We start from the raw sequence: 10,310 nt of genomic DNA on the forward strand, positions 1-10,310 counted from the left end.
TTCGGCGAGCGCATCGCTGCAAGAGACCCTGACCGCCAAACCGCCGAAATCCACATCCGTATCGCCCTCATCAACCGCTTCAATGCACTCGGCGCCGCCGAGATCGTCCGTGTCGCCTAAGCTCAGAGGGGAAAGGGGTAGTCAGGCCTCAAGAGCGAGTTCTGCAACAATGCCTATTCGCAGCATGCCGTCAATCGGGTCGACAAAATACGGCAACTTGCGCCCACCTGAAGCGTCCTTATCTGCGGCCCGTTTCATCTGACAATCATTCAGATCGACTTCCATATCGGCGAGCACCTGCCTTGCTTCCTTCGGGCCAATGTAAGTTTGGCATATTCCTGACCGGAGAACTCCTTTCCGTTTCGCTATAGTCTTGCCAAGGGCCCGGTAACAGGGCGCTTCCATCCCAAGATCGTCCTGCAGGCCGGGGGAGAAGAAGGCCCGTCTCATGGTGGGCGCGGCCAATCTCACCGGCAGCGGCTTCATGCGCAACCTGGATGTTAATCGGCACGCAATCTTGACCCACGATCGGCGGCTAACAATGACCCCGCTGCTGCGCACACGGCAAGCTGGCCCGATGCGGTGCAGCCACCGCACAGCGCAGCCGTACCGGGCCAGCGGGGCCGGGGTTGCTCCCGCATCGACACGCTGACGGACCTGTTCATTCTACGCGGCGTGCCTTCTTACATTCGGTCGGACAATGGCCCTGAGTTCATCGCCGAAGCCGTCAGGGACTGGATCAGCGCCGTTGGCGCCAAGACCGCTTACATCGAACCAGGCTCGCCTTGGGAGAACGGGTGCTGCGAGAGTTTCAACGCTCGAATGCGGGACGAACTGCTTAACGGCGAAATCTTCTACTCACTACGGGAAGCCCAAATCATCATCGAAAGCTGGAGAAAACACTACAATACCAAACGACCCCACAGTGCTTTGGGCTACCGCCCACCGGCTCCGGAAGCCATCGTGCCGATGGACCACAGGCCCACCATGCACTAACTTTCAATTTGGACCACTCAAGTGGCGCCGCAGCCTCGATACGCCGTATTGCACTGTAAAGAGGCTGGCCATCGCCGTCAGCGTCTGGACGAACCCGGTCCATTGCTGCGATTGCGACGCCCCGGCCAGCAGCGAGCCCATGGCGATCGTCATGACGAAATCGAAATTCGTCATCTTTGAAATGGACCGCAGCCCGACGATGCGCAACAGCAGGATGAACCAGCAAATACCGATAGCACTTAGCACGGCGCCTGTGGCTACCGCATCAATCAAAGGCGCATCGAAGAAGGTGGTTCCGGCCGTCCCCAGGTTCAGCATGTCCGCCCATCATAGGCGATAGCCTTCTCCCTGTATTAACTCAGGTTGAACCCGAGCTGATGGAAACATGCTACAAGGTCTGAATGATTACGATTTTCCGCTTAGTGAGCTCTGGTAGATGATCAATTTTGGCGAGTTCATCCTGCGTGTCCTGTCCGCGGGCGGCTGCGGGCTGGTCGTCGGTCTCGACCGCGAGATCAAGGGCAAGCCGCTAGGGGCCGGCACCTACGTGCTGGTCGCGATCGGTTCCGCCGCGCTGATGACCGTCACGCTGAACTTCGCCCTCAGCGGCGCCGCCGACGACGATGCCATGAGCATCGACCCCACGCGGCTGATCCAGGGGATCGTCGGCGGCATCGGTTTCCTGGGCGCCGGCGCGATCATGTCGCCAAGCGATGACGGACGCCTCAAGGGGATCCGCAGCGGCGCCGCAATCCGGGCCGTGGGGTCAATCGGCATTGCCTGCGGCCTGGGCTTCCTGAAGGAAGCGGCATTCATCTCGATGTTGATCTTCGTGGTTCTCAATATTTTCGATTGGCTGCATATTCGAGGCAATGCCGAGGAGTAGCCGGATGTCCGATAAAGAAAGTTGTCTCGTCACCAAGCTGTCGCATTACATGTCTTTGTCAGACGTGGACAAGGAAATGCTGGGACACCTGGAAAAGACCGAGCGGGTCTTCGAGGCCGCGCGTGAGGTCTATCAGGGCGGAGACGAAAACAAGGATCTCTATGTGGTCAAACACGGTTGGGCGTTTAGTTATACCGACCTGCCCGACGGCCGCCGCCAGATTGTCAAGATCCATCATCCGGGCGACATCATCGGGTTTCCCGATGTCGCGCTCAAACATGCCACGACGACGCTGCGCACCGTCGAAAACGTCTGCCTGTGCCCCTTTCCGAAATCGGCGCTCGACAAGATCCTGAGTGAATCTCCGAAGCTTTCCGCTCTGCTGATTTCCCTCGCATTGCGAGACCATGTCGTGCTGATCGACGTGCTGCGCGCGATGGGACGCATGAGCGCGCAGGAGCGGGTCAGTTACATGCTGCTCGATCTGATTGCGCGCCTGCGCATCACTAACCTCCAAATGACCGATACCATCCGGTTGCCGATGACCCAGAACCAGATTGCAGATTATCTCGGGCTGACGAATGTCTATATCAGCAAGACATTCATCCGCCTGGAGCGTGAAGGCTTCATCCACCGCGATCAGGCTCGTATCCGGCTTCTCAGGGAAAACGACATGATCGAACTCACCGATTTCCATGACCGCTATGCGGAGATGGATACGTCCTGGTTTCCGCAGGACTGAGCGCAAGCCGCAATTCAATCCAGTTGAACGCGGGGCTTCGCGGCCTCGGTCAATATTGTTTTGCTGGTCGGACACATGTGCGCCTGCGCTCGGGCACTGAACAGCCACAGGAAGCGTTGTCGCATCGGCAGCCGGGGAAACCTTAAGCTGCTGATCTTTTAAATCGGCTGCCGCTTTTTAACGCTTGCGGGGCGAACGATGGAACAACGGCTTTTTGCAACGGTCGGATTGCTGATTTTCGCAGTAACCCTGCCGCCTTTCGGCGCGCTGGTCTGCGGTACGATCGTTGTGATTCAGATCGCGCCAATGGCTCTTCGGCCGCTTATCGCCTGCCTGCCCGCGCGTCCTCCCTCTGCTGCGCGGAATTCCGCCCCTCCGTGGTTCTCGGTGCATGTTGCAACCCATTGCGAACCGCACTTGCTGGTGACCGCCACGCTGCGCGCCCTGCTCGATCAGGATTGGCCTGCTGATAGTTATGAGATCATCGTGATGGACAACAATACCGCGGAGCCCGCGCTGTGGAAGCCGGTCGAGCGGTTCCGCGCGGCCCATCCCGGCCGGATCAGGTTCCTTCACCGCACTGGCGTAAAAGGGGCCAAGGCCGGCGCGCTCAACATCGCGCTGGATCATGCCGACCTGCGCGCCACCCATATCGTTACCGTGGATGCGGATTACGTCGTCGCGCGCGATTTCCTGCATCGCGCAGCCGCGGCCTTGCATAAGACCGGCGCGGATTACGTTCAGTTTCCGCAATCCTACACCGGCACGGCCATCGCCGCGCCGGGGATCGATGCCGAACTGGAGGAATACTTCCGCACCAATGCCGCCAAGGCCGGCGAGGCCGAAGCGGTGCTGTTGACCGGCACGCTGTGCGTCATCTCCCGCGCGGCGCTGGTCGCGGCGGGCAGATGGTCGGGTGTCACCACGACCGAGGACGCGGAACTCGGCGTTCGGCTCTGCAATGGCGGGTATTCGGGACGTTTCATCAACCAGATCGTTGGTAAGGGCCTGCTGCCGTTGTTGCTGCGGGATCTCGAAAAGCAGCGCTATCGCTGGTGCAGCGGCAATGCCCAGACACTGTGCAGGCATGCCCGGATGATCTTCACCGCCGCCGGTTCCCTCACCCTTGCCAAGCGGCTGGTGATCCTGTCCCAACTGACCGCTTGGTTCAATCTGGCGCTCGTGCCCTTTGTGCTCCTGACTGCGTGGCTGCTGACGGGACAAGGTCACACCATCGCGGCGTTGCTTGCAGGCTGCGCAATCGTTCTCAGCCTTTGCGACATCGTCATGCGCGTCTTGGCGCGCGGCTGGCGCGATGGGTTGCCTCTAGGGATCGTCCTGCGCGCGCTCGCCTGCCGCATCGCACTGGCACCGCCATCGGCGAAGGCCACCTTCGATGCGGTGACCGGCACCCCCCTCACCTTCATCGTGACCGACAAGACCGGCGGCAGTGCCCGTTCGGGCACCGATGCACCTCAATGCGCCCTCGTGCTTTGCATCCTCGCGTTGTTCTTGCTTGTCACGGTCCGGCCAACGGATCCGGTGATCCTGGCGGCGCTGGGGGCGCTGGGGGCGCTGATGCTGCCGCTGCCTGCGGCGATACTGACAATCCGCAGCCTGCGCGTCTATCGTGATGCGGTGATGCTGCCCCCAGGGAGGGCGGTGGCATGACCTCTGATCCGCTGGCCCCGCCGGTCGATATCGTCATTCCGACCTATAATCGCGCGCACCTGATCGACGCGGCTATCCGCGCAGCGTTACATCAGAGCTGGTGGAACATCCGCGTCACCGTCATCGACGATGCCAGCACCGATGCCACGCCGCAGGCGATGCAGCCGTTCCTCTCGCATCCCAAGTTCAACTATGTTCGGTTGTCGCAGAACCTGGGCACGGCCAACGCCAAAAACGCGGGCCTGCTGCTGACCGGGGGCGATGCTGTCACCTTCCACGATTCCGATAACATTCCGCACTGGGACAGGGTGCTGCATCAGGTACGCGTGCTGACGGCGCAGGGCATCGGCGCCGATGAATGCCTGAACTGGCCTCTTGCAGGCAAGCAGGCGGGGCAGCGGCTGGAGGTCAGCGCCGCGCTCACCTATCACGAGCTGATCCTGCCGGATGGGCGGCGGGTCAAGATCCGGCGCGATCTGTCACTGCTGGATGACGTGTTCCCGAATCTGCAAATGGGCACGCAGGTGCCCGGCGAATGGACGCATATCAACTCGGGCCTCTTCCGCGCGGATTTGTTCCGCCGCCTCGGCGGCTTCGAGGATTGCGTCGAGGAGGACCGCGAGTTCCGCAACCGGCTGATTCTGAACGGCGAGGTCATCTGGAACGTGCCGGAACTGCTGCTGACCAAGATCGAGACGCCCGGCAGCCTGACGCAATCGTCGGCGTCTGATTACGACAGCACCCGCCGCCGGGCCGACCGCCAGAAGGTCTGGCAAAAGGTGAAGCACTGGCGTCAGACCGGCAAGATCGACCCGGTGCCGGTGGATATCCCGCACCTAGAGCTGGCTCACGTCAGCCGCCCTGAGTGGTTGCAAAGGCGCGACATTCCGGTCACGGAGGAGACGGCAGCGGCAGTCGGGAAAATCCTGGCCGCGATTTCGCAGTCCGGATGGCCGCGCTATGACGGTAGTGCGGAACGAGACGGCGCGCACGTCCATCGCCATCGTCGACCCGTGCAGTGCGGCGGGATACGATCTGCCCGATCTGCAGGTTGGCGGGCTGGGCGGCACCGAGGCAACGGTGCTACGCATTGCGAGCGCCCTACATGCCCGGTTTGATACCGCCCATTTCCAGAACGGCCGCACCGACCGGCGCCTTTCGTAAGCCGGGAGGCTTTATCCGCTGACCGATCTGGGCCATGCAGGCGGTTTTGACGCCGCGATCGTGATAAACCGCTGGAAGGTGGCGCTGAAAATGCGCAAGCGGCACCCCGAAATGCCGATATTCCTCTGGCTGCATGTCTACCCGGGCCGCCGCAACCGAAAGATGGGCACAGCGTTGAAAGCGGCCGGCATCTCGGTCGTCTGCGTCTCGGACACCCATGCCGCACGGCTTCGCGACTTCCTCGGCAAAGATGAAACGCCGGTTCTTCATGTTATCTACAATCCGCTGGATGACGATTTGCGTCCCGACGCTACGCCGCGACGCCCCGGCCGGCTGCTCTTCGCCAGCTCGCCGCACAAGGGACTGGCCGAAGTATTTGGCCAGTTCGCGGCCCTGCGCCGGCAGATGCCCGACTTGACCCTTGCCGTAGCCGATCCCGGCTATCTGCGGTGGGACACCGGCCCGGTGCCCGATGGCGTGTTCTTCTTGGGGTCGCTGTCCCACCCGGCACTGATCCGCCAGATGCGCCGTGCGCTGTGCCTTTTCTATCCGCAGACCACATTCGCGGAAACCTTCGGACTCGTCCTGGCCGAGGCGAACGCCGTCGGCACGCCTGTTCTGGTGCATCGAAACCTGGGTGCCGATTCCGAGATCGTGGCGGACCCGCGGCAACAGGTAGACGGCAATGACCCGGCGCAGATCCTCGCACGCATCACGGAATGGCGCCTTGCGCCGCCGCGGGTCGAAGCCAATCCAGCCTTTCGCCTCGGCCCGGTTGCGCGGCAATGGGAGCGGCTTCTTCAGCCCGTCCCGGTTCAGACTGTCGCGGCTGTCTGGGGAAAGGTAAGGGAGGTGCAGCAATGAAAGCCACCCGCCTGTCCGCCGCGGTGCCGGAGGCCGGTGTTCCCCTACCCGCGGAATTGACCGCACGTTTGCGCGCGGCCGCCAATCTCGAGGAACGCGGCGAGCGCCCGGTTGGCGGCTCCATCGCATTGCTGAGCGAAGCGGGTCTGCTGGCGGATGACGGTGGGACGGATCCCGTCCGCATCGCACGAGGGCTGATGCAGGTCGGCGCGGCGAACCTGAGTATCGGGCGGCTGTGGGAGGGGCACGTCAATGCGCTGCGGCTGATCCGCCTTCATGGCTCTGCCGCGCTGCAACGTGACGTGGACCGCTGGATCGCCGGCGGGGCCTTGCTGGGGGTCTGGGGTGCCGATGGCCGGGTGCCGGTCACGCTGGACGCCTCCGGAGCGCATCTGGACGGGTGCAAGCGCTTTGCCTCCGGGCTTGGAACGGTGAGCCATGCGCTCGTGACCGTGGGGAGCGCATCGGAGGTGCGCCTGGCGCTGGTTGATGTGACCGATCAGGGCCGCGCCGACCCCTCTGGCTGGGACATGCAAGGGATGCGGGCGACCGCCTCTGGCGGTTATGATTTTTGCGGTTTGCGGGTTCAGGATATCCGATGGGTCGGCGGACCGGGCGTCTATCTGCAGGAGCCGCATTTCGTCGGCGGTGTCTGGCGCATCGCGGCGCTGCAAGCGGGGGCCGCCATCGGACTGCTGGATGAGGCGGCGGGGAGCTTCGCGCCATGGGCCGGATGCAGGCCGAGCCGCAACAGACTCGACTGATGACCGTTCTTATGCGGGCCTGGGCGGGCGCGGCGCTCACAGAGCGCGCCGCGCAAGCATCGAGTGATCCGCATACCCCGGCAGAGGACATCGTGGCCGCCTCCATTGCGGCCCGCCTGACGACCGAAGAGACCGGGCTCGATGCAATCCGCGCCGTCGAGCAGAGCATCGGCCTGTGCCACTTCGAGACCGGCACCGGAACCGGGCGCATGGCCCGCGATCTGGCAGTCTATCTGCGCCAGGCCGCGCGCGATGCCTTCCTGCAACGGGCGGCGCGTCACACGCTTGGGCAGGAAGGTCAGGCTTGGGGGGTGCTGGGATGAATGTCGCGGCACACCCTGACAGGTCCGTATTCCTGGGCCGGGAAAGACTGGTGGTGCTGGCCCCCCATCCGGATGACGAATCCCTGGGCTGCGGGGCGCTTCTGGCGCGCGCCTTTGCGGGGGCCGGAGCGCATGTGATCTGCCTCACGGACGGCTGCGCGAGCCATCCCCGTTCGCGTCTTTGGCCGCCCGAACGCCTGGCCGCCCTGCGCCAGCAGGAGATGGCTCGGGCCATCGAATGCCTCGGCGGCACCACCGGCGACCTCACATGGCTGGGCCTTGCCGACGCCGAACTCTACCGCGCCAATGCCTCTGCCGTGGCGACAAGGTTGGAACAGGTCATTGATACCGCGGGCGCGCCATGTCTTTGCACCTGCCGCCGAGGACCACCACGAGGATCACAAAGCCACTGCGCGTTTCGCAAATGAGCTTCGTGCGCGCCGCCCCGAATGGTCATCCTACACTTACCCCGTTTGGTCACGTTGGGATGACCCGGAGTTCCGCCAGAGCACCGCCCACCATGCACCGTTCGAAGTGTCACTTGGCGAATGGCGTGTCGCCAAGCGCGCTGCCATCGCTGCGCACCGCTCCCAAGCAGGACAGATCGTCCCCGATGATCCAACGGGTTTCATCCTCCCGCCGGGTCTCGTGGAAAGATTCACGACCGAAGAAGAAATTTTCTGGAGGATGCCGTGATGGGCGTGAGCCGCGATCATCTGCGTGCGCTTTATGCCGATACCTCGGACCCGTGGGATTTCGAGCACAGCGATTACGAGCAGGCCAAATTCGCCGCGACACGGGCCGCGCTCACCCGTCCGCACTATGCCGCGGCTTTCGAGCTGGGTTGCGGAAATGGCCAGCTTGCGCGGCAACTGGCCCCGTTCTGCGGCCGATATACCGGCATGGACGCGGTTGCCATCGCCGTGCAAGCGGCGCAACAGGCGGTTCCGGACGGCCGGTTCATCCAAGATTTCTATCCCTGTCCGCTGCCTGAGGATGACTTCGATTTGCTGATCCTTTCGGAGATCCTCTACTTCCTCGATCCCGACAGCCTGCGGAGCCTGGCCAAGGACATCACCGCATCCTGGCCGAGGGCCGAGGTTCTGTGCGTGACCTGGCTGGGCGAGACAGGTCACGAAATGCAGGGGGACGAAGCCTTGGAAACCTTCACCGGCGCACTCGCCAGCCATCGGTCCATGCCCGTCACGCGGACCGACCGCTATCGCATCGACCGCGGAATGCCGGAGGACGGATCATAAGCTATTCTCCTGCCCCGGATACTGCCGTCATCATCCCGGCCCGGAACGAGGAGGCTCGGATCGATCCATGCCTCACCGCCTTCGCAAACCAGGGCGGCTCGCGCGTCAGGGTAATCCTGGTGATCAACAACACCACTGACCGCACGGATGCGGTAGCTCGCGAGACCGCCGCGCGGCTCGGCCTCGATCTCACCGTGCTGGAACGCAGCCTCGCCCCCCCACGAGGGCGTCGGCACTGCCCGGCGGATCGGCTGCGATCATGCCCTGCGCACTATGCCGGACCTGCGATACTTGCTGACCACCGATGCGGATTGCATCGTCGGGCCGCATTGGCTGCCCCGCAATATCGCACATCTGACCGAGGTAGACGCAGTCTGCGGGAAGGTCGAGCCGATAGTGGCCGAGGCCGACATCCTGAACGGGATGAATCCCCAGCTTGCAGCGCTGGAAGGCCGTTATCGGACGCTTGTGCAGAACTTCTACATGCGCCACGCACCCCGTTGCGCCGATCTTGCCGGAACGCATGGCGAAGCAGCCGGGGCGAGCCTCGCATTCACCAAAATGGCTTATCTGGCAGTCGGAGGTTTTGTGTCCGCCAGATGCGGCGAAGACCGCCAGATCGTTCGCATGATGCGTGATCGGGGCTGCAAGGTGCGCCACGCGGATGACGTGACGGTGCAGGCCTCCTGCCGGCTGACCGGGCGCGCGACCGGGGGCATGTCGGATGCGCTGAAGGCGCGTATCGGCGGGGCGGATTATCTGATCGACGATTGCCTGCCCCCGGCCGATTGGCTGATCCGGCGCGCGGGAAGCGGCACGCTCGGACCCTGGCCGGCACAAGTGTCTGGCCGCCTGCGGTTCAAGGTGCGGGACCTGCCCCGCCATATCGAAATGCTCGAAACCTGCAGGAATTCGGGGAGGGCAATTCCTGCCCCGGAAGCTCCGGCTGCAACGCTGTCATCTTCCCACCTTGGCACGTCGATGCCGTCGGGGGGGGCGATTACAGCATCAAAGCCGTGTGCAGGCAATTGACGAAAAAGACAAGGCACTGCTGAACCATAGTTTTTATCCAAGTTCCATTGCGCCGGAGAAATCAAGCCATGAATGAGAAAGGGACATCACGGGCTCGGATCTCGGAGCTGGCCGCCGCCGCACCGGCCGCAGTCATCGCGGCAGGCTTGTACGGCGCCGTGTCACGAACTACCTTGCCGTGAGGTGCGCCGCTGAGCCGGATCAGTCACAGGATTGCTTTGGCCGGGGACGCGCGCTTTCATGATCACGCGAAGCGATATAGAGGAGTTAATCGCCCGGACCAGCCTGGGCGACCGCGAGGCCTTTTCCAGACTCTATGATGCAACCTCCGCGAAACTTTTCGGGAACTGCCTTCGTGTTTTGAAGAACAGAAGCGAAGCGGAGGACGCCTTGCAGGACGCCTAGGCTCAGGACTCATAGCCAGTATATGACGAGGGCTGCCAACGCGATTGCCGACAGAAAGACCTTGGGGCACCTGACCCTAGCGGGTTGCCACGCGCCGCCAATCCTTCAGTCTTCCGAACATGATCTCAATGCGGTTACGTCGTTTGTAACGGCGCTTGTCGTATCGAACTGTCGTCTTTCGTTGCTTTCGACCTGGGATGCAGG

The 10,310-nt window shown here is 62.9% G+C and carries 12 protein-coding genes and 4 pseudogenes; 13 read left to right on the forward strand and 3 right to left on the reverse strand.

Annotation, left to right across the window (positions count from 1 at the left end):
• A pseudogene (locus ACOHX0_RS21360) lies at positions 1-120 on the forward strand (IS5/IS1182 family transposase); the annotation flags it as partial.
• A 21-nt stretch (positions 121-141) separates the two neighbouring features.
• On the opposite strand, the gene ACOHX0_RS21365 reads toward ACOHX0_RS21360, so the two are convergent.
• Positions 142-285 carry a hypothetical protein gene (locus ACOHX0_RS21365; RefSeq protein ID WP_420679269.1) on the reverse strand — a complete coding sequence of 48 codons (144 nt, stop codon included), beginning with the start codon at positions 283-285 and terminating at the stop codon, positions 142-144.
• Positions 286-639: 354 nt separating this feature from the next.
• Between ACOHX0_RS21365 and ACOHX0_RS21370 the strand changes: the two are divergent.
• Positions 640-996 (forward strand): annotated as a pseudogene (locus ACOHX0_RS21370) (integrase core domain-containing protein); the annotation flags it as partial.
• A 3-nt stretch (positions 997-999) separates the two neighbouring features.
• Here ACOHX0_RS21370 and ACOHX0_RS21375 read toward each other — a convergent pair.
• Positions 1,000-1,314: a DUF421 domain-containing protein gene (locus ACOHX0_RS21375; protein WP_420679270.1), complete on the reverse strand. Its 315-nt coding sequence runs from the start codon at positions 1,312-1,314 to the stop codon at positions 1,000-1,002.
• Positions 1,315-1,432: 118 nt separating this feature from the next.
• On the opposite strand from ACOHX0_RS21375, the gene ACOHX0_RS21380 reads away from it, so the two are divergent.
• The 11 genes and pseudogenes from ACOHX0_RS21380 to ACOHX0_RS21430 all read left to right on the forward strand — a co-directional run bounded on the left by ACOHX0_RS21380 (position 1,433) and on the right by ACOHX0_RS21430 (position 9,701).
• The gene (locus ACOHX0_RS21380; protein WP_420679271.1) at positions 1,433-1,882 is read left to right on the forward strand and encodes an MgtC/SapB family protein; all 450 of its coding nucleotides are present in this window, start codon (positions 1,433-1,435) and stop codon (positions 1,880-1,882) included.
• 4 nt (positions 1,883-1,886) lie between these two features.
• Positions 1,887-2,624 carry a Crp/Fnr family transcriptional regulator gene (locus ACOHX0_RS21385; protein WP_420679272.1) on the forward strand — a complete coding sequence of 246 codons (738 nt, stop codon included), beginning with the start codon at positions 1,887-1,889 and terminating at the stop codon, positions 2,622-2,624.
• 198 nt (positions 2,625-2,822) lie between these two features.
• The gene (locus tag ACOHX0_RS21390) at positions 2,823-4,295 is read left to right on the forward strand and encodes a glycosyltransferase family 2 protein (protein WP_420679274.1); all 1,473 of its coding nucleotides are present in this window, start codon (positions 2,823-2,825) and stop codon (positions 4,293-4,295) included.
• Positions 4,292-5,413, forward strand: coding sequence for a glycosyltransferase family 2 protein (locus tag ACOHX0_RS21395; protein ID WP_420679275.1), 1,122 nt, complete (start codon positions 4,292-4,294; stop codon positions 5,411-5,413). The genes ACOHX0_RS21390 and ACOHX0_RS21395 overlap by 4 nt, the downstream gene beginning before the upstream one ends.
• A 106-nt stretch (positions 5,414-5,519) precedes the next feature.
• A complete protein-coding gene (locus tag ACOHX0_RS21400) occupies positions 5,520-6,323 on the forward strand; it encodes a glycosyltransferase (protein WP_420679276.1) in 804 nt (267 codons plus the stop codon).
• On the forward strand, positions 6,320-7,087 hold the full coding sequence (locus tag ACOHX0_RS21405; RefSeq protein WP_420679277.1) for an acyl-CoA dehydrogenase family protein: 768 nt from the start codon (positions 6,320-6,322) through the stop codon (positions 7,085-7,087). The genes ACOHX0_RS21400 and ACOHX0_RS21405 overlap by 4 nt, the downstream gene beginning before the upstream one ends.
• Entirely contained in the window at positions 7,087-7,410 is a 324-nt protein-coding gene (locus ACOHX0_RS21410; protein WP_420679278.1) for a hypothetical protein, read from the forward strand. Before ACOHX0_RS21405 ends, ACOHX0_RS21410 begins: the two co-directional genes overlap by 1 nt.
• 50 nt (positions 7,411-7,460) lie before the next feature.
• Positions 7,461-7,838, forward strand: coding sequence for a PIG-L deacetylase family protein (locus ACOHX0_RS21415; RefSeq protein ID WP_420679279.1), 378 nt, complete (start codon positions 7,461-7,463; stop codon positions 7,836-7,838).
• A 267-nt stretch (positions 7,839-8,105) separates the two neighbouring features.
• Complete coding sequence (locus ACOHX0_RS21420; RefSeq protein WP_420679280.1) at positions 8,106-8,669, forward strand: SAM-dependent methyltransferase; 564 nt, start codon at positions 8,106-8,108, stop codon at positions 8,667-8,669.
• A pseudogene (locus ACOHX0_RS21425) lies at positions 8,666-8,872 on the forward strand (glycosyltransferase family 2 protein); the annotation flags it as partial. The gene ACOHX0_RS21420 and the pseudogene ACOHX0_RS21425, both read left to right, overlap by 4 nt.
• A gap of 88 nt (positions 8,873-8,960) precedes the next feature.
• Entirely contained in the window at positions 8,961-9,701 is a 741-nt protein-coding gene (locus ACOHX0_RS21430) for a glycosyltransferase family protein (protein WP_420679281.1), read from the forward strand.
• A gap of 414 nt (positions 9,702-10,115) precedes the next feature.
• Here the strand turns inward: ACOHX0_RS21430 and ACOHX0_RS21435 are convergent.
• Positions 10,116-10,310 (reverse strand): annotated as a pseudogene (locus ACOHX0_RS21435) (transposase); the annotation flags it as partial.

Source organism: Cribrihabitans pelagius (assembly GCF_048820915.1).
GTDB lineage: Bacteria > Pseudomonadota > Alphaproteobacteria > Rhodobacterales > Rhodobacteraceae > Cribrihabitans_A > Cribrihabitans_A pelagius.